Source organism: Pantoea sp. DY-17 (genome assembly GCF_019795975.1).
GTDB lineage: Bacteria > Pseudomonadota > Gammaproteobacteria > Enterobacterales > Enterobacteriaceae > Pantoea > Pantoea leporis.
Window position 1 is genome coordinate 237,722 of record NZ_JAIMIG010000002.1, and the last position, 22,647, is coordinate 260,368.

The following is a 22,647-nucleotide window of genomic DNA, read 5'->3' on the forward strand; positions in this document are numbered from 1 at the left end:
TCCTTAATCGCCCAATCCGGCCGGATTGATCTCTGAACTGTCGATACGCTCCACGCCTTCACCCCAGCGCTTCAGCACCTTGTCGTAATCGCCGTTTTTGATCACGCCATTCAGCGCGGTGTTGATCGGCTGCACTAAACCGCCATCTTTCTTCACTGTCACCGCGATGTGCGCCGCTTTCGGCCAGCCGCCATCGACGCTGCCAACCAAACGCGTCTGCTTGGTCAGCGCCGCTTTCCAGGCGCCAATTACGTTCGGACCAAAGTAGGCATCGGCGCGGCCTGACTGCAGCGCCAGCGTTTGGGCCGCATCGTCTTTGGTATACACCGGCGTAAACGGCTTCAACCCTTTGGCCTGATTCTCTTTATCCCAGGCCAGCAGGATCGATTCCTGATTGGTGCCAGAGCCGACGATAATACGCAGTCCGGCAATATCTTCGGCTTTGGTCAGCGACTTAATTGGACTGCTGGATTTGACGTAAAAACCGAGTGAATCTTTGCGATAGGTGGCGAAATCGAAGCGCTCTTTGCGCTCTTTAGTGACGGTCACGTTACTGATCGCCGCATCGTATTTGCCCGATGCCACGCCCAGCGGCCAGTCTTCCCATGAAGTTGGCACCACGTTGAGTTTCAGACCCAGGCTGTCGGCGACTAAGCGGGCGATATCCACTTCGCTGCCGAGCAGGGTTTTGTTGTCATCACTGAATACAGTTAATGGCGGCGAATTCAGCGCGGCGACCGCTACGGTGAACGAACCCGGCACGGCAAAGCGATGTCCAGCCGGGATCTGCGCCACTGCGGCGTCATTTTTCGCGGTATTGATCGGCGTTTTGTTGGCTTCAACACTGATGTTCTGACCGTTAACCGCCACATCTTCGGCGAATACGGCGCTGCTCATGCCCAGCAACAACAGCGCAATAAGGGATTTTTTCTGCATAGCGTTTATTCTCGAGTTTTATTTTTGTGTGTATTGGTTAACCGGATCTTTCAGACCAAAGCTGGCGCGCAGCGTGGTTCCGGGGTATTCGCTGCGGGTCAAACCGCGCGCTTGCAGAATCGGTACCACGCGATCGACAAAGCGTTCGAAGGTATCTGGCGTGCCTCCCTGAATGATAAAGCCATCGGTCGCTTCGCTCTCAAACCACAGCTGCAAACCGTCGGCTACCTGCTCTGGCGTGCCGTGGAACAGCGGACGCGGCGTCGCGGCTTCCAGCGCCGCCTGGCGCAGCGTGTGGCCATGCTCGCGCGCCTTGCGTTTGATTTCGTCGGTGGTGCTGCGGAAGCTGTTTTGCCCGATATCGCCGAGTTCCGGGAACGGCTCATCCAGCGGATATTGTGAGAAGTCGTGATGATCGAAGAAGCGACCGAGATAGTTGAGCGCATCTTTGATGGAAACCAGCGCGGCGGTGGTTTGATACTGCTGCTCCACATCTTCCGCACTGTCGCCAACAATCACGCCAACGCCCTGGAAAATGTGCAGATCGCCCGGTTCGCGGCCATTCGCAACCAGCTGTTTTTTCACATCGCGGTAGAACGCCTGCGCCTCTTCGCGCGTCGGCTGATGGGTAAAGATGGCGTCGGCGTGTTTAGCGGCCAGCTTGCGGCCATCTTCCGATGCGCCCGCCTGGAACACCACCGGACGTCCTTGCGGCGTGCGTTCGATATTCAGCGGCCCTTGCACCTGGAAGAAATCGCCGTGGTGATTCAGCGTGTGCAGTTTTTCGGGATCGAAGAACTGGCCGCTCTCTTTATTACGCACGAAAGCGTCGCCTTCCCACGAATCCCACAGCCCTTTCACCACTTGCAGATACTCATCAGCGATGCGGTAGCGCAGCGCGTGTTCCGGATGCTGCTGGCGCGAGAAGTTCTTCGCCGAACCTTCCAGCGGCGAGGTCACCACGTTCCAGCCCGCGCGACCGCCGCTCAGATGATCGAGGCTGGCAAACTGCCGCGCCACGGTGAACGGCTCGCTGTATGAGGTGGAAACCGTGCCGACCAAACCAAGATGCTCAGTAACGCCCGCCAGCGCCGACAGCAAGGTCAGCGGCTCGAAGCGATTGAGGAAGTGGGGAATCGATTTTTCGTTAATAAACAGGCCATCGGCAACAAACAGGAAATCCAGCTTGCCCGCTTCCGCCTTGCGCGCAATGTGTTTGGCGTAATCAAAATTGATGCTAGCATCGGCCAGCGCCGCCGGATGACGCCACGCGGACATATTGCCGGACGCGCCATGCAGAATGGTGCCCAATCGCAGTTGTCTTGCAGTCATAATGTTCTCTCTTTTGCCAAGGCGCAGCCTGACGGCGACATGCCTGTCGCCGTGCAGAACCGGAATTAAAAGGGTAAACCGCGTTAGTTCAGAATGGCGTCACGACATCGCGCGTTGAGGTGCTGCAACGCTTGCTGAGCCAGTTGCGTAAAGTAGTGTGCAGCGGGGGCAATCAGCGCTTCATCAGGATTGAAGCCGCCATGGTGCAGACCAAATTCGCTCGCGCTGCCAATGCTGACAAACGCCCCGGGGATTTGCTGTAAGTAGTAAGCGAAATCTTCGCCGCCGAGATGTAACTCAGCGGTCTGCACGCGGTAGCCCACCTGCTGCGCCACGTTGCTGGCAAACTGCGCCCAGCGCGCATCGTTCTCCAGCACCGGCGGACCCGGATGCCAGCTAAAGGTGGCGCTGGCTCCGTTGGCGGCGGCGATATTCTCCACCAGCGTACGGGCGCGCTGCTCCAGATCCGCGCGCACCTGTTTGTCATGGGTGCGCACCGTGCCGCCAAATTCGGCCTCGCCGGGCAGTACGTTCCAGGTTTTGCCAGCGTCGATACGCGTCACGCTGAGCACTAAGCTGTCCAGCGTATTGAAGCTGCGGCTGGTGAGCGATTGCAGCGCCTGAATAATCTGGCTGGCGACCACAATGCTGTCCACGCCCTCTTCCGGATGCGCGGCATGCGCGCCTTTGCCGGAAACGCGCACGATAAATTTATCCGCATTGGCGTAAAACGCGCCGCCACGTGTAGCGAAGGTGCCGGTCGGCAAACCGGGTTCATTGTGCATGCCGAAAATCGCCTGCACACCGTCCAGCACGCCCGCATTGATCAACTGGCGTGCGCCGGTGGCGTTCTCTTCCGCCGGTTGGAACAGAATACGGATGCGCCCCGGCAAGTGATCTTCAACGGCTTTCAGCTGCAAGGCCGCGCCCAGCATCACCGCGCTGTGAACATCGTGGCCGCAGGCGTGCATTACGCCGCTGTTGCGCGAGCGGTAAGTGAGTCCGGTGGCTTCGTGAATCGGTAGCGCATCGATATCGGCGCGCAGCGCAATCAGCGTGTCGCCACGCCCCACTTCCACGATTACGCCGGTTTCCAGCGGATAATCCAGCAGACGCAAACCGGCGTCCTGTAACCAGCGGCGCAGGCGCGCGGTGGTTTCGACTTCGCGGCCGGATAACTCCGGCCAGCTGTGCAGCTCACGTCGCCAGTCAATCAGCTGATGTTCGCTAAATTGCGTCATACCTGCCTCCGGAAGCAGCGAATCATGCGGTGACTAAACGGTGAGTGGCCAACAGTTCGAGTGATTTCACGCGCGCCTGCTCTTCAGCCACCGGCGTATCAATCACGAACTCTTCAATGCCGAAATTCTGATGCAGCGCATCCAACTTGGCATGCACCTGCGCGGCGGTGCCTTTCAGCAGCGATGGCGTGCGCGGTTCAATTACGTAATCGTTATAACCGCCCTGACGCACGTAGCGTTCGGCCTGCTCGACGCTGCCGACGTTAACGCTTGGGCCATCTTTCACGCTGACGTGATAAACGCGCAGGTTATCCACCAGCAGATCGGCTTCCGCCGGCGAGTCCGCCACCACCACTTGCACCGCCACCAGCGCGCGCTGGCCGTTGCTGTGCTGGCGATAGCTGTTAAGGACTTTTTCCATTAGTTGCGGATCGCCGTTGTGATGCGCGGCAAACACCAGCTGCCAGCCGAGTTCCGCCGCCAGTTTGGCGCTCTCTTCGCTGGCACCCAGCAGGAAGCGATTGGCCGGACGCGGCGGCTGCGGCGTGGCGCGCAGAATCTCTTCATCGCCCACTGGCGGCACTTGCAACCAGCTATCCAGCAGCGTCAATTGCTCGGCGAAGCTGCCTTTCTCCTGCAGATGCACACCGAGCTGCAACGCACGCGTTGAGAGCGGCAAGCCGCCCGGCGCTTTGCCAACACCAACGTCAATGCGGCCCGGCGCTAAGGACGCCAGCAAGTTGAAGTTTTCCGCCACTTTGTACGGGCTGTAATGTTGCAGCATCACGCCGCCGGAGCCGACGCGAATATGTTGTGTCTGGCCGATGATCCAGGCGATCAGCAGTTCCGGCGACGGACTCGCCAGACGATCGGTATTGTGGTGCTCCGCTAACCAGAAGCGGTGATAGCCCCAGGCTTCCGCCTGCTGCGCCAGCTGTAACGTGCGGTGTAGCGCGTGGCTGGCTGTCTCTCCGTCGGCAATCGGCGATTTATCCAGCAAACTCAGTCGGTATGACATGCGCCTTATCCTTTTCGTCATGAATATGGCGAGTAGTTTGTGGCGGAGAAGGCGGATTCGTAAAACATGATATTGTCGTATCTATATTTACTTTATGCATATCAGGGAGATAGATTGGACCATGTGGTTTAAACTCCTTTGAAAACACATAATTATCCCCGCAGGATATGGATTGTTGTGGTGATGTTTTGAAAATGTGACACTCAATATAAAATTATTAAAACATCGTTTCAAAATGTGACGTAATTCATTCAATCGCCATTCCCTTATTTTTCCAGCCACTATTTTCTCTATGCTGACACCACGCGGCATCCTTCGACAAATTAATGCGCCGCACCTTCCTGCCTCCCTTTAGCTGGAGAAAAAGCATGACGTTTAAAAAATTACTTCTGGTCGTTTCGTTATTCTCTGCGGCAGCGTTTTGCCCGGCAGTGGCTTCCGCCAAGGTCATTAAAGTGGCCGAAGTTCAACCGGCGGGTTATCCCACCGTGGTGGCGCTTGAACACATGGGCGAGAAGCTAAAAAAAGCCACTGATGGCCGATTAGAAATGAAGGTTTACGCCGGTGGCGTACTAGGCGATGAAGACCAGACGCTGCAGCAGGTGCAACTGGGCGCCATTGACATGATCCGTGTTTCGCTGGCACCGGTCACCACCATCGCGCCAGAAACCAGCGTATTAACCTTGCCGTATGTTTTTCGCGATGAGGATCATATGCACAAGGTGCTTGATGGTGATATCGGAAAAAATATCGTCGAGAAATTCGATAACGATCCTAACGCCCGTATGATATTCCTCGGCTGGACCGACGCCGGTGTGCGCAACATGATCACTAAAAAGCCAATCGCCAAACCCGACGATCTTAAGGGTATGAAAATCCGCGTGCAAAACAGTGCGATTTCGTTGGCGACCTTAAAAGCCATGGGCGCAAACCCGGTGGCAATGGGCGTGAGCGAAGTGTTTAGCGCCATGCAAACCGGCGTGGTGGATGGCACAGAAAACAACCCGCCAACCTTTGTTGCCCACAACTATATGCCCGTCGCTAAGTACTACACCCTCACCGGCCACTTCATTCAGCCTGAAATGATTCTCTACTCTAAACCGTTGTGGAATCGCCTCTCGGCTGACGACCAGGCGTTGCTGAAGAAATTAGGCAAAGAGGCACAGGAGGAAGAACGTCAGCTCTGGGCAACTTACACCCAACAATCCATTGAGAAGATGAAAGCTGGTGGCGTGACCTTCCAGGAAACCGATCGTGAAACCTTCATGAAAGCCACCCAGCCAGTGCGCGATCAGTTTGGCGGGAAATATCAGGATTTGATGAAACAAATTGCTGATGTGAAGTAATCCTCCCCACGCCACGTGCCTGCGTGGCGTTTTAATCAGGTAAACATTATGACTGCATACTCTCGTCTGATGGATGGGCTTTATTTGCTGTGCATGGCGATCGCCGCCGTTGCCTTGTTGATCATGGTGACGGTGATTCCCATCGGGATTTTCACCCGCTATGTGCTGAACGACGCGTTATCCTGGCCAGAACCGGTCGCCATCATTTGCATGATCATCTTTACCTTTATTGGTGCGCCAGTCGGGTTCCGCGCCGGTACGCATATTTGCGTCTCGATGATGACCGACCGGCTCTCGCCGGTGAATCAGCGCTGGCTGCTCAAGTTGTCTGACGCGCTGATGATCATCACCTGTCTGGTGATTTTCCGCGCCAGTTACAACCTGTGTGAAGCGATGTGGGTGCAAACGCTGGCCTCACTACCGGTGGTGACCTATGGCGAAATGTATCTGCCGATCCCAATCGGCGCGATTTTCACCCTGCTGTTTGTCATTGAAAGATTGGTTAATGGCGATCAAAGCCAACGCGCCATCGTGACTCTTGGCGGCACCCACTAAGCGGAGAAGAAAATGGACGCACTGATTTTGATAGGCAGTTTGGTAGTATTACTGCTGGTGGGTTTCCCGGTGGCATTTGCCGTTGGATTGAGCGCGTTTATCGGGGCATGGTGGATCGATTTACCACTGGAAGCGGTGGTGATTCAGATTACCAACGGCATTAATAAGTTTTCACTGTTAACCATTCCGTTCTTCATTTTGGCTGGTGCGATTATGGCGGAAGGCGGCATTGCCCGACGGCTGGTCAACTTTGCCTATATTTTCGTTGGTTTTATTCGCGGCGGTTTGTCGCTGGTGAATATTGTCGCCTCAACCTTTTTTGGTGCAATTTCGGGTTCTTCGGTGGCGGATACCGCCTCGATTGGTTCCGTGATGATTCCGCAGATGGAGGAGAAAGGCTATCCGCGTGACTTCGCTGCGGCGGTAACGGCCAGCGGCTCGGTACAAGCGGTGTTAACCCCGCCCAGCCACAACTCGGTGATTTATTCGCTCGCCACCGGCGGTGTTGTCACCATCTCATCGTTGTTTGTCGCCGGCATCATTCCTGGCCTGTTACTGGGTTTTTGCTTAATGGTGATGTGCCTGGTATTTGCGCGTAAACGCGGCTATCCCAAAGGCGAGCGCATCCCTTACAAGCAGGCGTTGAAAATCTTCTTCGATGCGTTTTGGGGATTGTTCACCATTTTCATCATTCTCGGCGGAATTCTGTCCGGCGTGTTCACCGCCTCGGAATCGGCAGCCATTGCCTGCATCTGGGCGTTCTTTGTCACCATGTTTATTTATCGTGATTTCAAATGGACGCAATTGCATATTCTGGTGTTTCGTACCATCAAAACGGTAACCATTGTGATGGTGTTGATCGCCTTCGCCGCCGGTTTTGGTGCGGTAATGACCTTTATGCAATTACCCACCATTATTACCGAAGCCTTTACCCAATTTTCCAGTAACAAGTATGTGATTTTGATGTGCATTAATCTGCTGCTACTGGTGGTGGGGACGCTAATGGATATGGCACCGCTGATCCTGATTCTGACGCCAGTACTATTACCGGTAGCCACCGCACTCGGCGTCGATCCGGTTCATTTCGGCATGATAATGCTAACCAACTTAGGCATCGGATTAATTACGCCACCGGTCGGCACGGTATTATTTGTCGCCAGCGCAGTGAGTAAGCAAAAGATTGAGCAAGTGGTCACCGCCATGCTGCCTTTCTATGGCGTGTTGTTTATTGTGCTGATGTTGATTACCTATATTCCGGCGTTATCGCTATGGCTACCGCGTTTAATGGGCGTGATGTAACAACCGGTCAAATCATTGTGCTTTAAATCTGCTGCGGGCTCTGACACATCTACTGCGTCACGGGCCGTCCTCGCACCGCTAGCGCGGTACCTTCGGCTTTCACGTCGTGCCGACGGATCATTCGGGGATCGGCCGTCCTGGCCGGCCCCGAACTGCCTCACGCATCCTTGCGTGAGGCTCCTGGCCCAACGTAAAAGCCTCAGCGCTGCGGATAGCCCTTTTGCCGCAGCAGACGCGTCAGCGCCTCTGGCAAATGTGCCCTTTTCAACAACACGCACTGAAGGTTTGGAGCAGGCCGGGGCCGCTTTTGGGCCGGCAATCCGCAGCGCTGAACGAAGCGAGGAAGCCAGGAGAGCCCGCAGGACGCGGGCGAAAGGCGGAGCCGGGACAGGACGTCCCGTCTCCGCCGGTCCGTCAGGCAGACGAGCGAAGTGAAGGTACCGCGTAAGCGGCGCGAGGACCGCCGGACCAAAAGTGGCACCGGTCAGCGCCATCGCCAATGGCTTAGCTAATAAGCATTACTACGCCATTTATGGCGCCCCATCGTATGAACAGAACGCCTATTTATTTTTTTTAGCAAAGCTTAGTGCAATTCCTTGGTTCAACTCCCGTGTGCGGCATTCAATGATGAAAACCGCCCGTCGGGCTATTGATTAAAAAGGGAAACACCATGACTAAGCATTTTCACTTGCAGGCGTTGAGTTTGGCCCTGCTATCAGGGATTTTTAGCGCCCACGCGGCAGACACGCCCGTCAAAGGCGGCACGCTGGTTTACCTCGAACAACAGGCACATACCAACCTTTATCCACCCGCCGGTGGCTTTTATCCCAATGGCGGTATTCTGAATCAAATTACCGATAAGCTGACGTGGCAGAATCCTGAAACCTTAAAAGTGGAACCGTGGATTGCCGAAAGCTGGAGCAGTAACGCCGATAAAACCGAATATACCTTTAAAATTCGTCCCGGCGTCACCTTCTCTGATGGCACGCCCTTAGATGCCAATGCGGTAGCCAAAAACTTTGATACTTACGGTCTGGGAAATAAAGCCAAGCGCCTGCCGGTTTCCGAAGTGATCAATAATTACGATCGCAGTGAAGTTATTGATCCTCAGACGGTGAAATTCTATTTCAAAAAACCGTCACCTGGTTTTTTACAGGGCACCGCCACCATCGGTTCGGGCCTGGTTTCCCTCAGCACGCTGCAGCGTAGCTTCGACCAACTCGGCGATGCGCGTCATATTATTGGTTCCGGTCCGTTTGTGGTCAGCGATGAGAAGCTCGGCCGCGAAGTCGATCTAACCGCGCGCAAAGATTACCAATGGGGCCCGAAAAATCTCGCCCAGCAAGGTCCAGCCAATCTCGACGGCATTAAATTCATCGTCACGCCAGAAGACAGCGTGCGTATTGGCGCGCTGCTGGCCGGTCAGGCCGACTTTATTCGTCAGGTGCAAGCCTACGACGAGAAGCAGGCGCAGCAGCAAAACTTCCCGATTTACGCCGCACCCACGCGTGGCGTCAACGACAGCATCAGCTTCCGCCCGGATAACCCGCTGGTCAGCGATGTGAAAGTACGTCAGGCGCTGCTGCACGCCACCAACGCGCAGCAAGTGGTGCAAACCCTGTTCTCACCGAACTATCCGCAGGCCACCTCGGTGATCGCCACCTCGGCGGCCGGTTACGTCAATCTGGCCGACAAGCTGAAATTCGATCCGGCATTGTCGAAAAAACTGCTGGATGAAGCGGGCTGGAAACCGGGCAGCGACGGCATCCGCGAAAAGGATGGCAAGAAACTGGCGCTGACCATTTATGAATCGCTGCCGCAGCCGCAGAACAAAGAGGTACTGCAGCTGGTGGCACAGCAGTGGCGTCAGGTTGGCGTCGCGCTGGCGGTGAAAGCCGGTGATGCCGGCAGCCGCGTGCTGGATAACCTCGATCCGCTGAAAACCCCGCTGGTGGTGTCCGAAGTGGGCCGCGCCGATCCTGACGTGGTGAAGAGCCAGTTCTATCCGACTAACCGTGATGCGCTGCTGCAAAAAGGCGGCTCCAGCGACAAGGTGCAGAACTTCCGCGACGACAAGCTGAACACGCTGTTGCTGGGGATCTCCTCGGAAGTCGATCCGGCGAAACGCCTGGCGGTGACCGGCGAGGCGCAGCGCTATCTGCTCGATCAGGCCTATGTGATTCCGATTTTTGAAGAACCGCAGGTGTTTGCCGGTGCGCCGTGGCTGAAAGGCGTGAATTTTGAAGCCGTCGGTCGTCCGTCGTTCTACGGCGCGTGGCTGGAAAAACACTAAGGCAGGTTGATGATGCAACGTTCACTGCTGCGAAGAGTGGGTCAAAGCGTTTTGGTGCTGTGGGCCGCGTTTACCCTGTCGTTCTTTCTGCTGCAGGTGCTGCCCGGCGATGCGGTGCTGATCAAGTTTCAGAACCCGGATCTGGGCCTTAGCCCGTATCAAATCGCCGAAATGCGACTGGCTTACGGCGCCGATAATCCGCTCTGGCAGCAGTACGTGCACACGCTGCTGGCGATGGTGCGCGGCGATTTTGGTTACTCGGTACAGGCGGGCGTGCCGGTCAGCGAACAGCTGATCAGCAACCTGCCCGCCACGCTGCAACTGGCGCTGCTCGGTTTTGTGCTGGCAACCCTTATCGCGTTCGCGCTGGCGGCGTTATCGCGCTTGCCAGCGCTGCGCTTCCTGCGTTCGTTGCTGCAATCGGTACCGGCGCTGTTTATCTCGCTGCCGACCTTCTGGCTCGGCATCGCGCTGATTCAGCTGTTCTCCTTCCAGCTGCGCTGGATCCCGGTGATCAATCCGTCGCCGCTACAGGGTTTGATTCTGCCGGTGATTACCGTGGCGATCCCGATCTCCGCGCCGCTGGCGCAGATTCTATTACGCAGCATCGATCAGGTTTCTACTCAGCCGTTCGTGGCGGTCGCGCGCGCTAAAGGCGCCAGCGAAAGCCATGTGCTGTGGCATCACGTGATGCGCAATGCGCTGCTGCCGGTGCTGAACGTTGCCGGTTTGCTGCTCGGGGAACTGATCGCCGGTGCGCTGATTACCGAAACCGTGTTTGGCCTAAGCGGCGTCGGTCAGCTGACGCAGCAGGCGGTAAATAATCAGGACGTCGCGGTGTTACAGGCGGTGGTGATGATCTCGGCGCTGGCGTTTGTGCTGATTAACCTGCTGGTCGATGCGCTGATGCCGCTGTTCGATCCGCGTCTGCAATCCATTGCCGGAGGCAACCGATGAGTCTGGTCGATTACTCAACTGCGCGTCAAAGCAACGGCAACGCACGTGAGTCCCGCGTGCTCAACATCCAGCCAGGTTTGTGGCTGGCGTGGGGCGTGATGCTGTTGGCGCTGCTGGCGGCATTTGCGCCTGGTCTGTTTACCCATTTCAGCCCAACGGAAGGCGTGCCTGGCGCACAACGTCTGCCGCCGCAGGCCGCTTACTGGCTCGGCACCGATCAGCTGGGCCGCGATCTCTACGCGCGCATTATTTATGGTGCGTCACAGTCGCTGTCGGCGGCGGTCGCAGCGGTGGCGATGGGGCTGATTGGCGGCACCACGCTCGGCGTGCTGGCGGGCGCGATGGGCGGTCGCACTGAGAACTGGCTGATGCGCTTAGTGGATGTGCTGCTGTCGATTCCTTCGCTGCTGCTGTCGCTCAGCATTCTGATTCTGCTGGGTTTTGGCACCGTGCACGCCGCGCTGGCGGTGGGCATCGCCTCGATTGCCAGCTTTGCCCGCCTGGCGCGTGGCGAAGTGGTCCGCGTACGCCGCAGCGAGTTCGTCGAAGCGGCTTACGGCAGCGGCGGCAGTTTCGGGCGCGTGTTGTGGCGTCACATTTTACCCAACTCGCTGACGGCGGTGATCGCCTTCGCCGCCTTGCAGTTTGGCCAGGCGATTCTGGCGTTATCCACGCTCAGCTTCCTCGGCTACGGCACGCCGCCGCCGACGCCCGAGTGGGGTTTATTGATCGCCGAAGGACGTAACTATCTGGCGACTGCGTGGTGGCTCACCACCTTCCCCGGCATTGTGGTGGTCGCCGTGGTGCTGGCCGCCAACCGCATCAGTCGTCAACTGGCCGGAGGAGACGCATGAGCGCGTTATTAGCCATTGAAAATTTAACCCTCAGCTATCGCCAGCGCGGCGAGTGGCGCGCGGTGGTTCACAACGTCAGCTTTGAGTTGCAGCCGGGTGAAATGGTGGCGCTGGTCGGTGAATCCGGATCCGGCAAAACCACCACCGCGCAGGCCATTATTGGTTTGATGGCAGAAAACGGCCGCCGGGACAGCGGCAAAATTGTGCTGAACGGCACCGATATCGCCGGTTGGTCTTCTAAACGTCTTGATAGCCTGCGCGGCGTCAGCATCAGCTTAGTGCCGCAGGATCCGGGCAACTCGCTCAATCCGGTGAAAACCATTGGCGATCAGGTCGGTGAAATGTTGCAGCTGCACCTGAAAATCAGCAAAACCGAACGTCAGCAGCGCGTACTGGAGCTGCTGCAAAAAGTGGGGCTGAGCCATCCGGAACAGCGTCTGACGCAGTATCCGCATCAGCTTTCCGGCGGCATGAAACAGCGCGTGCTGATTGCTATCGCCCTCGCCCTGCGTCCGCAGATTATCATTGCCGATGAACCCACCAGCGCGCTGGATGTCACGGTGCAAAAACGCATTCTCGATCTGCTGGATGTGCTGCGCCGCGAATCCGGTACGGCGGTGCTGTTTGTCACGCACGATTTGGCATTGGCGGCAGAACGTGCCGATCGCCTGCTGGTATTTCGTCATGGCGAAGTTCAGGAACAAGGCCCGGCGGCGCAGGTGATCAACGCGCCTAAGCATGCTTACACGCGGCAGCTGTTGCAGGACGCCGATCCGGGCGACAGCGCGCTGTCCGTGCCGACACATGCCAACTTCTCGTCGCCAGCGATTCAGCTCTCCGGCATCAATAAACAGTTTTCCCTCGGTCGCCAGCAGCAGCTGCAGGTGGCGAAAGAGGTGTGCGTCACGGTGGCGCGCGGCACCACGCACGCGCTGGTCGGCGAATCCGGCTCGGGGAAAACCACGCTGGCGCGCATTCTTTTAGGCTTTGAGCAGGCCGATAGCGGCCGCGTGATGATCGATGGCATCGATGCCACCGCGCTGCGCGGCGAAGCGCAACGTCAGCTGCGCCGCAAGATTCAGTTTGTGTATCAAAACCCGTTTGCCTCGCTGGATCCGCGCCAGACGCTGTTCGCCATCATTGAAGAGCCACTGCGTAACTTTGAGAAACTCAGCAGCGACGAGCGCCGTGAACGCGTCGCAGCCGTGGCGCAGCGCGTGGCGTTACCGCTGGAGCTGCTGACGCGTAAACCGCGCGAGTTGTCTGGCGGCCAGCGTCAGCGCGTAGCCATCGCCCGCGCCCTGATTCTGCAACCGGCGATTCTGGTGCTGGATGAAGCTACCTCAGCGCTGGATGTCACAGTGCAGGCGCAGATTCTGCAACTGCTGCAACAGCTGCAACGCGAGCTCGGCCTTACTTATCTGTTTATCACCCACGACCTCGCCACCGTGCGCCGCATTGCGCACAGCGTCACCGTGCTGCGCGCCGGTGAAGTGGTGGAGCAAGGTGACACTGTCACTCTATTTAACGCGCCGCAGCATCCGTATACCCGATCGCTGATTGACGCGATTCCCGCTTTCCGTCCGCTGATTAAGGAGTCTGCATGACGCGCAAACGCATTGGTTTTTTCACTCGCCTGCTGGATGACACTTCCGCACAGCAGCGCTATCGCCTGGCAACTGAACAGATTCAGCACGCCGAGCGCACCGGTTTTGACAGCGCGTGGATTGCTCAGCACCACTTTCACGAGAAAGAAGGCGGCTTGCCGTCACCGCTCCTGTTTCTGGCCCACGTTGCGGCGCACACCCGCACTATTCGGCTTGGCACCGGCATCATCACGCTGGCGATGGAGAACGCGCTGCGCGTCGCCGAAGATGCCGCGGTGCTGGATTTGCTGAGCAACGGTCGCCTCGAAGTCGGTTTAGGTTCGGGCGGCACCGCGACCTCGTTTCTGCCGTTCGGTATCACCATCGACCAGCGCGCCAGCGTGTTTGCCGATCATCTGCATCAGCTGCTGGGCGCCTGGCGCGGCGATACCCTGGGCCATCCGGATAATCATCTCTATCCCGCTGCGCCGACGCTGGCGCAGCGCGTGTGGATCGCCACCTTCTCGGTGGAAGGTGCGGCGCGCGCAGGCCTTGCCGGGCACGGTTTGATGCTGTCGCGCACCCAGCCGCGTCCGGCGGCCCAGCCTGATTTGCCGCTCCACCAGATACAAAACCCGATGATTGATGCCTATCTGGCGGCTTTACCAGCAGGCATTGCGCCGCGCATTCTGGCATCGCGCACCGCTTTTGTGGCCGATTCCAACGACTACGCGCGCCGTCTTGCCGAGCCGGGCTTACAGCGCCAGGCGCAGCATTTCCGTGAATCGGGACACGTGATTGGCAACACGCTGGACGAACAGGCGCGTCAGCTGGATGCGCACTTCGGCGATGCCGACACGGTGCGGCAATCGCTGCTGGCCGATACGTCGCTGCAACGCGTCACCGATATCAGCTTCCAGGTGCACTCCATCGATCCGCCACACGCCGACATTCTGCGTTCTATCGAATTGATTTCCGAGCATATTGCGCCCGCGCTGCGTGCGCTGAGCCACGCTTAACAGGAGAATTTCATGTCTCAAACGTTTGATTTACTGGCCGCGCTGGCGGATATCGATCCCGCGTCTGAACTGGCGCAAGCCCGCGCCGAGCGTCACGCCGCCACCCAGCACACGCAAGGCAGCTATGACGTGCTGTTTTCGCAAGATGATGAGGATTTGCCGTTAGCAGAACGTTTCGCCCTCGCCGCGCAGGTCGCGGCCTGGCATGGCGCGTCGAGTCTCGAAGCGCATTACCGCCAGCCGGACCAGCCCAACAACGCACGCTTCGATGCGGGTCTGGCGTTTGCGGAACTGCTGAGCTTGCATCCGGTCGATGCTGCGCCGCAGCACATCGAGACGCTGCAAACTGCCGGATGGTCGCCACGCGGCATCGTCACGCTGGCGCAGCTGATTGCCTTTGTCAGCTTCCAGAGCCGCTTGCTTGCGGGTTTGCGTTTGCTCAACGGTGAAGAGACGGCGTCGCAGCCACATGCGGTGGCCGGTAAATGGCACGATGCGCCGCTCACCGTCAGCGGGAAAACCGCCCTCACCGCCTTTACCCAACAGGAACTCGGCTGGGAACCGTGGCTGGCGGCAAAACCGCTGCAGGAATTTAGCGCTGAAGAGCAGGCAACGCTGGCGAAATTCGGCCACAGCGACTCTGATTACTTCCGCCTGCTGGGCCGCAATCAGCCGCTGCTTGAGCAGCGCACGCTAACCGATAAAGGCATCTTCTACACCGCAGGCGGACTCTCGCGCGCCGAGCGAGAACTCGCCGCCACGGTGGTGAGCAAGGTCAACGGCTGCATCTACTGCGCCTCGGTGCATGCGCGCAAAGCCAGCCAGCTGTCGAAAGATGAACCGGCGGTGCAGAAGCTGCTAAATGTCGCGCCGGGCGCTGAGCTGTCGCACGGACAATCGGCGCGCTGGGCGGCGCAGATCGATCTGGTTGCTACCTTATCGATTACGCCTGCCGCCACCAGCCTGAAACAGCTGCACGCGCTTCGCGATCAGGGATTCAGCACGCTGGAGCTACTGGACCTGATTCAATCCGCCGCCTTCTTTGCCTGGGCGAATCGCCTGATGCTGACGCTCGGCGAACCTTTCTTACCTGAACACACACAAGGATGACCATGACGGATCTTTCCCATCAACAGCTGGTGCGCTGGCGACGCGAGCTGCATCAGCATCCCGAACTGTCGGATCAGGAATTTGCCACCACCGAGCGCCTTACCCGCTGGTTGCAGGAACTCAACGTCAAGCTGCTGCCGCTGGATTTGAAAACCGGTGTCGTGGCAGAAATCGGTCACGGTGAACCGCTGATTGCGCTGCGTGCCGACATCGACGCCCTGCCCATCGACGAGCAAACCGATCTAGCATGGCGCTCCCAGCAGCCGGGCGTGATGCACGCCTGCGGCCACGATCTGCATAGTAGCGTGATGCTGGGCGTCGCACAGCAGTTGCAACGCATCGAATCCCAGCTGCCTGGCCGCGTGCGCATTCTGTTCCAGCCTGCCGAAGAGATTTTTACCGGCGCGAAACAGCTGCTGGCGGCGGGCGCGCTGAAAGAGGTGCAGGCGATTTTCGGCCTGCATAACGCGCCGGATCTGCCAACCGGCACGCTGCGGACGCGCGGCGGTGCCTATTATGCCAACGTTGATCGTTTCCAGATCACTATCAACGGCAAAGGTGCGCACGCCGCGCGTCCGCATGAAGGCATTGATAGCATCGTGATTGGCAGCCACATCGTCACCGCGCTGCAAACGCTGCCGAGCCGCGTGTTCAGTTCGCTGGAGTCGCTGGTGGTCAGCGTGACGCGCATTACCGCAGGCAACAGCTGGAACGTGCTGCCACAAACGGTGGAACTGGAAGGCACGGTGCGCACCCACAATGCGGCGATTCGCGCGCAGATCCCGCAGAAAATGAGAGCGCTGATAAACGGGATCGCCGCCGGATTTGGCGCACAGGCGGAGCTGGTGTGGCAGGAAGGTCCGCCTTCGCTGGTTAACACCCCGCAATGGGCCGATTTCGCGCTGGATCTGGCCGCAGAGCAAGGCTATCAAACACAGGTCGGCACGCCGCAGATGGGTGGCGAAGACTTCGCCTTCTACCTGCAGCAGCTGCCGGGCGCGTTCGTTAGCATCGGTAGCGCCAGTGAATTTGGCCTGCATCACGCCGGTTTCGATCCGGATGAAGCGATGCTGGAACCGGCGGTGCATTATTTCACCGAGCTGGCCCAGCGCGCGCTGCTGACGCTGCGCCAACAACAGGCGCTGGCATCGTGACCATGAGAGCAAGGAGAAAAGCGATGGCGATTTCTGTACCTGTTCCACGTCTCGACCATGTGGTGATCAACGTTGCCAGCCAGTTGGATGACGCTAGCGCGCTGTTTCGTCGCCTGGGATTTCAGCTGACCGAGCGCGGCCATCATTCGCTCGGCTCCAGTAATCATCTAGCGACTTTTGGTGATAACTATCTGGAGCTGTTAGGGTTTGAGCCTGGGCGCGGCAATCTGCGCCAGGATTTGTGGCAGTCGCCGATTGGCCTCAGCGGATTAGTATGGAAAACCGAGGATGCCGATGCGGTGTGGCGCTATCTGGAGAGCCAGGACATCGACGGCGATCTGCCGGCGAGCTTTTTCCGTCCCGTTACTTTGCCGGACGGCACCGAGCAGGAAGCACGCTTCCGCACCGTGCGATTGCGCCCGTCGCTGGTTGCGAATGGCCGCAGCTTCTTTTGTCAGCACGACACGCCGGATTCGGTGTGGCAGGACGCGTGGCGCGTCCATCCGAATGGCGTGAGCGATATCGTCGAATTCGTGGTGGTGGCGCAGGATCCCGCCGCCGCTGCGCAGCCCTACAGCCGTTTATTTGGTGCCGATAAACTTACCGCCTGTCAGGAAGGCGCGTTTGTGCTCAAAGCGGGCGTGGCAACGGTGCGCTTTGCCGCCGCGGAATACGTTACGCAGCGCTTCGCCGGATTGCCGATTGATTACGACGGCAGCGCCCGCATGGCCGGATTGAGTTTGCGCACCGCGGATCTGCGTAAAGTGAAAGCCAGCCTGCTGCTCGGTGATGTGCCGTTCCGCGAAGAAGAGTCGGCGATTATTGTTGGTGCCGAGCAGGCGTTTGGTGTGGCGTTGCGGTTCCAGCAATAATCACGTTTTGCATGTATCCGTAGCGGCGCGATTTATCGCACAATGTGATGGCGATTGCGCAACTAGCCTGATATTGCGCAATAAATTGCGCCGCTACGTTATGACTGCGCCGAAGTCGGCTTTCTGTTCGCACCTGAAGCGCAAGGCAAAGGCTATGCGCACGAGTCGCTCCGCGCGATTTGTGACTATGCATTCAGCGACGGCGGCATTCGACGCCTAAGCGCTACCGTCACCGCAGGCAATACGCCCTCACGGCGACTGCTGAAAAAAGTCGGTTTTGTATTAGAAGGTGAACTGCGAGAAAGTTACTGGCTGAGAAATGCGTGGCATAACGATTGGCTGTTTGGGTTGTTGCGCGAGGAATATGGGTTGTAGTGCAGGTGTGATCAACTCAGCTCGGGATCAAGGTTATTTAACGAATTAGCCATATTTAACCCGACCAAACATAGAGATGTCTACTAACTCCTATATCGTCACCCACGTTGAACGCCATTCCCGCTTTGTTATGCTGTCCAAAATCAGCGACAACAAAACCATAACTGTTGTATCTGCACTCATCAAACAAGCGCGGAATTACCTGCTGAGCTTTTATAAAACACTAACATGGGATCGAGGCGCCAAACGACCAGCCACGCTCGATTTACGGTAGCGACAGACATTTGGATTTATTTCTGTGGTCCTCAATCTCCCTGACAGCGTGGCTCAAATGAAAATACGAACAAGCTGGTCAGACAATATTTCCCAAAAGGAACTGACTTTGGACGCTCAAGTTATTCTGTCCAATCCATGACATTTCGCGAATCAGTAAATGAAGTCGAGGCGGCTTAATGCAATTTTTAGATACATTCTCGATAAGCTGCAAACAATTTTCGAGAAATGAATCGTCAAATATTATTAGCCTAACTATTAAGAACGTTACAAGCCAGGCGTAATATCCCACTATGGAAAACTGAATATAAGCTTTTAAACGATCATTTATGATAATTAGAGAGCCTTTTTTGGTGGTAACGCTGTATCCTCTTGTCATACTCCTTAGCTTTTTCCTTATGCCACATATTGCTGCATCCTGGATCGCTAGGGGTAAGACAATAGTGAGTTTTATCATCTTGAGACTCACTTTTCTCCCAAGATAGTTTTGGCGTTACCTCTGTGGTCCAGGAATAATCCTTCGCTTTTTCCTCATGCCACATTTTGCTGCATCCTGGATCGCGAGGAGTAAGACAATATTGGGTTTTATCACCTTGAGACTCACTTTTATCCCAGGAAAATTGTGGCGTTACCTCTGTTGACACCGAATAGTCTTTCTTATCAATGTCATACATCAAATCTGGTGAGGCCGTTGCTGAAACACCATAAAGTAGTGATATAAATGGGGCATATGCATATTTTTTTAAGCATGACATATTCGTTATTCCTTTAAACGTAAATTCGTTTGACTATAATTTATAAGCCCAGGTTCCTGACAAGATTAGAAGCATGAGTAAAGTAACGTAAAATGTAGAACTGTCGATTATATCCCCATTACTGGGGAAGACCCACTATACATATTTTTTTAAGCATGACATATTCATTATTCCTTTAAACTTAAATTCGTTTGACTTCAATTTAGAATCCCAGGCTCCTAATTTTAAGATTCGATATCGCATCGTACAAATCGTGCTTTCCTACATGGACGAAAAAGCATATTCGGAAAGAATGTTTAGTGACAAAGTCAGTCAGATCAGAATTAATCATCTTGCTTGATTGCGTAATTTCAAAACCACCAGCATCTGTAAATGATATGTCAGTTCTTTGCTCATTACAGACAGCCGCTTCTTACAACCAGCAACTTTGTGCCAGAAGCAGACATTGCAAAATTTGCGATCCGTAGAATGATGAAAAGTCGTTTCCGCTCAGTTTTTAAGGTCTTCTACATTCAATCCAGCAAATGACAATAATAGCATTCACTCACTTACTGTATTAACGCCTCTCGCTGTTCGCTGACGCATAGCGCCCGGCGGATACCCATTAATGCGCTTGAACGCTCTGCTAAAAGCTGCCTGCGAGGCATAGCCGAGGCGAAGCGCTACGGTGTCAATTGAGATCTTATCGTGAGTAATCCAGTGACCCGCGATGCGCATTCGCACTTCCCTTGCATAGCGCTGCGGAGGTATGCCGATGATTGATTTGAAGCGTTCAGCAAAAACAGAACGGGATACATGCGACTGGGCAGCAAGCTCGGCAACAGACCACTCCCGGCTTGTATCACGATGAATCGCCAGAATGGCACGGGCAAGTCGTGGATCACGTAACGCAGCGATTAGACCAGCGGCGTTCTCGCTGCCGTTTTCGATCCATCCACGTACAATCATAGCCGCCGCCACTTCTGCGAGGCGTGCCAGAATGCCCGCGAAGCCCGCGCGTCCGGAACAGATTTCAGATTTCATCGCGCCCAGAACGGGAACCAGCCCCGGATAAATCTGTTCATTTGCCTCAACCACGATGGCTTGCGGCATCAGTTTACCCAGGCCCTGCATTCCACCAAGATCGAACTCCATACAGCCATAAAACAGAACCGTGCTGGGCGTCGGATGCGAACTCGGGCAGGTATTAATTCCGCTGACGGCCTCGCCTAAAGGAGCAGAGCCGAACGTGTCGATATGTTGAAATGAACAGCTGACATCCGATAAAAGCTGATGCTCCTCACCCTGCGGCATGAATACCATGCACCCGGCTTTTAGTTCGTGCAACGTACCATCGTGTGTGCGCAGCACAGCAGTACCCACTGCGATGTAATGAAAATAGGCATGTCCGGGTCTGTTGCTGAAACCGACGCCAAACTCAGAGCCCGTCTGTAAACGACGGTACTGCACGCCACGCAGACGCATTTCCAGCAGCAATTCACTGATGAGTTCGGATGACAGGGCAAAGTGTTTATTCACATGCATAACCGGAGTTTCGGGTAAAAAATCAGGATGTGGCATCATAGATCGTCCAGCCGCTGAACTCTAGACTTGGAGTTATCATTTTTTCTCCAAAAAAAGAGTGTGTTATGAGAAATGAAGCAACTGAAGCTGCATCTGTTAGTTTGAACAGTTCGGAACCCAAAGAATCCGCATGGATGGCCGTTATTTCACTGACGATGGGCGTGTTTGGCTTGCTGACTGCAGAATATCTTCCTGCCAGCCTGTTAACACCCATGGCCGCGGATCTTGGTGTAACCGAAGCGCTTGCTGGTCAGGCTGTGACGGTGACAGCTGTGGTGGCCCTGTTTGCGGGTCTGATGGTTCCCCGCCTGACGCGTAATTATGATCGCCGAGCTGTTTTGCTGGGTTTTACCGTGCTGATGATCGCCTCCAACCTGCTTGTCGCACTCTCCTCCAGTCTGGCTGTTCTGCTGGTCATGCGCATTCTGCTGGGCATCGCGCTGGGAGGCTTCTGGAGTATGGCTGCTGCCGTAGCTATGCGGCTGGTCCCTGCAAAAAGCGTCCCGCGTGCTCTCTCTATTATTTTTAGCGGTATTGCTGTCGGTACCGTGGTTTCGATCCCGCTGGGAAGCTATTTAGGTGGGCTTTATGGCTGGCGTAGTGCTTTTATCGCTGCAACCGCAGTTGGCCTGCTGACACTGCTTTTCCAGCTGTTTACGCTTCCTGGGATGGCTCCGCGTAAAATGATGATTACGGCATCTGTCATGGATTTACTCCGCCGCCCAGGCATTGCGGTGGGAATGACGGGGTGTGTGATTGCCCATACGGGTCAATATGCGCTCTTTACCTATATTCGTCCGGCTCTTGAAAATATCGTTCAACTTGATGTGGATCGTTTGTCTTTGATACTGCTTGGATTTGGCGTCGCTAATTTTATCGGTACGCTGCTGGCCGGGTGGCTGATGGAGAAAAGCCTGCGTCTTACCCTGATACTGATGCCAGCACTTGTTGGTTTAGCGGCATTAAGCATGATTTTGCTGCCACTTGAGGAAGCAGGATTGATGTTGTTCGTCGCGTTGTGGGGTATGGCATTTGGTGGCGTACCCGTTGCGTGGTCAAACTGGGTAGCGCGTTCCGTTCCCGATCAGGCTGAAACCGCTGGCGGCATGGTAGTCGCAGCAGTTCAATCCTCAATTGCTGCGGGTGCTGCGTTGGGAGGATTACTTTTTGGTCTCAGCGGCGTAACCGGTGTTTTCATTACCGCGGGTTGCATAATGTGTTTTGCCGCGCTGGTGATTGCACTAAAAGTGAGGGTCGCGCTGAGCTGACCACACCCCTTATTAAAGACGTTTAAATAAAGGCCAGCTGAACCATTTGGCTGGCCTGAAAAAAGTAGCGAGGTTTCCTGGCTCTTCCGCTCACTCAAAATCTCTACTACTTTGTTCGGCACCTCAGCATCCAAATGAATTGGCTTTGAGATGTCAGTGTAATGAAGCAGTAATGTCTGGAATTAATTATTTCCCATCGAAGAAATTGTCCGGAAGTTGACCTGGGGGCATATTAATAACAGCATCATTATCAGGCCCTTCATTTTTCATATACGTGACCCTGGCAAATTCGGGTATCACAACATAGGGATATGCCGGTCCTTCATCGCGGAAGCGATGCATATCCTCAATGAACTCATTTTGATAACAAATTGTTTTTTCAGGATGTTGATTTTCACCTGCAATCCACTGAGGAAAGAAGATGGTGCCATGAATGATCTTTCTTTCAATGTCAAATAACAGGCTCACACAGGTTCCTGTCGGCTCGTGCCAGTCGACTTTATAAATGCCAGGTGCGAACTGCACGGCATTCATTTTTTGATTTGTCACCCAACGACCACCTACCAACCCCTGATGAATCCTGTAATCACACGTATTGTCATTACGCGCATACCATTCATATTTCCATCCATTATCATAGGTATAGACAAAATGCGTCCCTATAAAGGCGGATAAGTCTTTTGATATATCATTAACTGTTTCACTTGACATAACGACCTCATATTTTCCGATAGAGTGGCGAAGTGTGGAATGTTACTTGCTGCACCTGTGTAATCTAAATACTGTAGTGTTACGCGGTGAGCATGTTATGAAACAATGCGCAAGCATTTGCATATCAATT

20 protein-coding genes and 2 pseudogenes are annotated in these 22,647 nt (G+C 55.6%); 15 read left to right on the plus strand and 7 right to left on the minus strand.

All coding sequences use genetic code 11. From position 1 onward, the window contains the following. Positions 1 to 3 precede the first annotated feature (3 nt). The 4 genes from K5Y33_RS11585 to K5Y33_RS11600 all read right to left on the minus strand — a co-directional run bounded on the left by K5Y33_RS11585 (position 4) and on the right by K5Y33_RS11600 (position 4,527). Positions 4 to 936 carry an ABC transporter substrate-binding protein gene (locus K5Y33_RS11585; RefSeq protein WP_101761401.1) on the minus strand — a complete coding sequence of 311 codons (933 nt, stop codon included), beginning with the start codon at positions 934 to 936 and terminating at the stop codon, positions 4 to 6. Between the two features lie 18 nt (positions 937 to 954). After that, entirely contained in the window at positions 955 to 2,268 is a 1,314-nt protein-coding gene (locus K5Y33_RS11590; protein WP_110868465.1) for an LLM class flavin-dependent oxidoreductase, read from the minus strand. Between the two features lie 83 nt (positions 2,269 to 2,351). Beyond that, positions 2,352 to 3,509: an amidohydrolase gene (locus tag K5Y33_RS11595; RefSeq protein WP_222234006.1), complete on the minus strand. Its 1,158-nt coding sequence runs from the start codon at positions 3,507 to 3,509 to the stop codon at positions 2,352 to 2,354. Between the two features lie 22 nt (positions 3,510 to 3,531). After that, on the minus strand, positions 3,532 to 4,527 hold the full coding sequence (locus tag K5Y33_RS11600) for an MsnO8 family LLM class oxidoreductase (protein ID WP_222234007.1): 996 nt from the start codon (positions 4,525 to 4,527) through the stop codon (positions 3,532 to 3,534). 368 nt (positions 4,528 to 4,895) lie between these two features. On the opposite strand from K5Y33_RS11600, the gene K5Y33_RS11605 reads away from it, so the two are divergent. From K5Y33_RS11605 to K5Y33_RS11670, 14 genes and pseudogenes are all read left to right on the plus strand, one after another. Then, on the plus strand, positions 4,896 to 5,873 hold the full coding sequence (locus tag K5Y33_RS11605) for a TRAP transporter substrate-binding protein (RefSeq protein WP_222234008.1): 978 nt from the start codon (positions 4,896 to 4,898) through the stop codon (positions 5,871 to 5,873). A 48-nt stretch (positions 5,874 to 5,921) separates the two neighbouring features. After that, a complete protein-coding gene (locus K5Y33_RS11610; protein WP_110868462.1) occupies positions 5,922 to 6,428 on the plus strand; it encodes a TRAP transporter small permease in 507 nt (168 codons plus the stop codon). 12 nt (positions 6,429 to 6,440) lie between these two features. Beyond that, entirely contained in the window at positions 6,441 to 7,727 is a 1,287-nt protein-coding gene (locus K5Y33_RS11615; protein WP_222234009.1) for a TRAP transporter large permease, read from the plus strand. A 474-nt stretch (positions 7,728 to 8,201) separates the two neighbouring features. Next, a complete protein-coding gene (locus K5Y33_RS11620; protein WP_222234010.1) occupies positions 8,202 to 8,384 on the plus strand; it encodes a hypothetical protein in 183 nt (60 codons plus the stop codon). Positions 8,385 to 8,397: 13 nt separating this feature from the next. Then, positions 8,398 to 10,020 (plus strand): TIGR04028 family ABC transporter substrate-binding protein, encoded by a 1,623-nt coding sequence (locus K5Y33_RS11625; protein WP_222234011.1) that lies wholly within the window; start codon positions 8,398 to 8,400, stop codon positions 10,018 to 10,020. Between the two features lie 12 nt (positions 10,021 to 10,032). After that, complete coding sequence (locus tag K5Y33_RS11630; protein ID WP_222234334.1) at positions 10,033 to 10,977, plus strand: ABC transporter permease; 945 nt, start codon at positions 10,033 to 10,035, stop codon at positions 10,975 to 10,977. Continuing rightward, entirely contained in the window at positions 10,974 to 11,831 is an 858-nt protein-coding gene (locus tag K5Y33_RS11635; protein WP_222234012.1) for an ABC transporter permease, read from the plus strand. The genes K5Y33_RS11630 and K5Y33_RS11635 overlap by 4 nt, the downstream gene beginning before the upstream one ends. Next, positions 11,828 to 13,438, plus strand: a complete 1,611-nt coding sequence (locus K5Y33_RS11640; RefSeq protein WP_222234013.1) for an ABC transporter ATP-binding protein — start codon at positions 11,828 to 11,830, stop codon at positions 13,436 to 13,438. Before K5Y33_RS11635 ends, K5Y33_RS11640 begins: the two co-directional genes overlap by 4 nt. Continuing rightward, entirely contained in the window at positions 13,435 to 14,436 is a 1,002-nt protein-coding gene (locus K5Y33_RS11645; RefSeq protein ID WP_222234014.1) for a putative FMN-dependent luciferase-like monooxygenase, read from the plus strand. Before K5Y33_RS11640 ends, K5Y33_RS11645 begins: the two co-directional genes overlap by 4 nt. A 12-nt stretch (positions 14,437 to 14,448) precedes the next feature. After that, complete coding sequence (locus K5Y33_RS11650; RefSeq protein ID WP_222234015.1) at positions 14,449 to 15,546, plus strand: alkylhydroperoxidase domain protein; 1,098 nt, start codon at positions 14,449 to 14,451, stop codon at positions 15,544 to 15,546. A gap of 2 nt (positions 15,547 to 15,548) precedes the next feature. Beyond that, the gene (locus K5Y33_RS11655) at positions 15,549 to 16,700 is read left to right on the plus strand and encodes an amidohydrolase (protein WP_222234016.1); all 1,152 of its coding nucleotides are present in this window, start codon (positions 15,549 to 15,551) and stop codon (positions 16,698 to 16,700) included. Between the two features lie 23 nt (positions 16,701 to 16,723). Next, a complete protein-coding gene (locus K5Y33_RS11660) occupies positions 16,724 to 17,572 on the plus strand; it encodes a VOC family protein (RefSeq protein WP_222234017.1) in 849 nt (282 codons plus the stop codon). 102 nt (positions 17,573 to 17,674) lie between these two features. Further along, a pseudogene (locus tag K5Y33_RS11665) lies at positions 17,675 to 17,947 on the plus strand (GNAT family N-acetyltransferase); the annotation flags it as partial. Positions 17,948 to 18,017: 70 nt separating this feature from the next. Then, a pseudogene (locus K5Y33_RS11670) lies at positions 18,018 to 18,328 on the plus strand (IS30 family transposase); the annotation flags it as partial. Positions 18,329 to 18,543: 215 nt separating this feature from the next. Here the strand turns inward: K5Y33_RS11670 and K5Y33_RS11675 are convergent. Continuing rightward, positions 18,544 to 18,975 carry a hypothetical protein gene (locus K5Y33_RS11675; RefSeq protein WP_222234018.1) on the minus strand — a complete coding sequence of 144 codons (432 nt, stop codon included), beginning with the start codon at positions 18,973 to 18,975 and terminating at the stop codon, positions 18,544 to 18,546. Between the two features lie 540 nt (positions 18,976 to 19,515). Beyond that, positions 19,516 to 20,538 carry an AraC family transcriptional regulator gene (locus K5Y33_RS11680; RefSeq protein WP_222234019.1) on the minus strand — a complete coding sequence of 341 codons (1,023 nt, stop codon included), beginning with the start codon at positions 20,536 to 20,538 and terminating at the stop codon, positions 19,516 to 19,518. Positions 20,539 to 20,603: 65 nt separating this feature from the next. Here K5Y33_RS11680 and K5Y33_RS11685 point away from each other — a divergent pair, with 65 nt between their 5' ends. Beyond that, the gene (locus K5Y33_RS11685; RefSeq protein ID WP_222234020.1) at positions 20,604 to 21,806 is read left to right on the plus strand and encodes an MFS transporter; all 1,203 of its coding nucleotides are present in this window, start codon (positions 20,604 to 20,606) and stop codon (positions 21,804 to 21,806) included. A 186-nt stretch (positions 21,807 to 21,992) separates the two neighbouring features. Here K5Y33_RS11685 and K5Y33_RS11690 read toward each other — a convergent pair whose 3' ends face one another. Further along, positions 21,993 to 22,517, minus strand: coding sequence for a phenolic acid decarboxylase (locus tag K5Y33_RS11690; protein ID WP_222234021.1), 525 nt, complete (start codon positions 22,515 to 22,517; stop codon positions 21,993 to 21,995). Positions 22,518 to 22,647 lie beyond the last annotated feature (130 nt).

Coding starts and splice junctions, on each gene's coding strand:
- K5Y33_RS11585 (WP_101761401.1), bottom strand. CDS start 936: ATGCAGAAAAAATCCCTTATTGCGCTGTTGTTGCTGGGCATGAGCAGC.
- K5Y33_RS11590 (WP_110868465.1), bottom strand. CDS start 2,268: ATGACTGCAAGACAACTGCGATTGGGCACCATTCTGCATGGCGCGTCC.
- K5Y33_RS11595 (WP_222234006.1), bottom strand. CDS start 3,509: ATGACGCAATTTAGCGAACATCAGCTGATTGACTGGCGACGTGAGCTG.
- K5Y33_RS11600 (WP_222234007.1), bottom strand. CDS start 4,527: ATGTCATACCGACTGAGTTTGCTGGATAAATCGCCGATTGCCGACGGA.
- K5Y33_RS11605 (WP_222234008.1), top strand. CDS start 4,896: ATGACGTTTAAAAAATTACTTCTGGTCGTTTCGTTATTCTCTGCGGCA.
- K5Y33_RS11610 (WP_110868462.1), top strand. CDS start 5,922: ATGACTGCATACTCTCGTCTGATGGATGGGCTTTATTTGCTGTGCATG.
- K5Y33_RS11615 (WP_222234009.1), top strand. CDS start 6,441: ATGGACGCACTGATTTTGATAGGCAGTTTGGTAGTATTACTGCTGGTG.
- K5Y33_RS11625 (WP_222234011.1), top strand. CDS start 8,398: ATGACTAAGCATTTTCACTTGCAGGCGTTGAGTTTGGCCCTGCTATCA.
- K5Y33_RS11630 (WP_222234334.1), top strand. CDS start 10,033: ATGCAACGTTCACTGCTGCGAAGAGTGGGTCAAAGCGTTTTGGTGCTG.
- K5Y33_RS11635 (WP_222234012.1), top strand. CDS start 10,974: ATGAGTCTGGTCGATTACTCAACTGCGCGTCAAAGCAACGGCAACGCA.
- K5Y33_RS11640 (WP_222234013.1), top strand. CDS start 11,828: ATGAGCGCGTTATTAGCCATTGAAAATTTAACCCTCAGCTATCGCCAG.
- K5Y33_RS11645 (WP_222234014.1), top strand. CDS start 13,435: ATGACGCGCAAACGCATTGGTTTTTTCACTCGCCTGCTGGATGACACT.
- K5Y33_RS11650 (WP_222234015.1), top strand. CDS start 14,449: ATGTCTCAAACGTTTGATTTACTGGCCGCGCTGGCGGATATCGATCCC.
- K5Y33_RS11655 (WP_222234016.1), top strand. CDS start 15,549: ATGACGGATCTTTCCCATCAACAGCTGGTGCGCTGGCGACGCGAGCTG.
- K5Y33_RS11660 (WP_222234017.1), top strand. CDS start 16,724: ATGGCGATTTCTGTACCTGTTCCACGTCTCGACCATGTGGTGATCAAC.
- K5Y33_RS11675 (WP_222234018.1), bottom strand. CDS start 18,975: ATGTCATGCTTAAAAAAATATGCATATGCCCCATTTATATCACTACTT.
- K5Y33_RS11680 (WP_222234019.1), bottom strand. CDS start 20,538: ATGATGCCACATCCTGATTTTTTACCCGAAACTCCGGTTATGCATGTG.
- K5Y33_RS11685 (WP_222234020.1), top strand. CDS start 20,604: ATGAGAAATGAAGCAACTGAAGCTGCATCTGTTAGTTTGAACAGTTCG.
- K5Y33_RS11690 (WP_222234021.1), bottom strand. CDS start 22,517: ATGTCAAGTGAAACAGTTAATGATATATCAAAAGACTTATCCGCCTTT.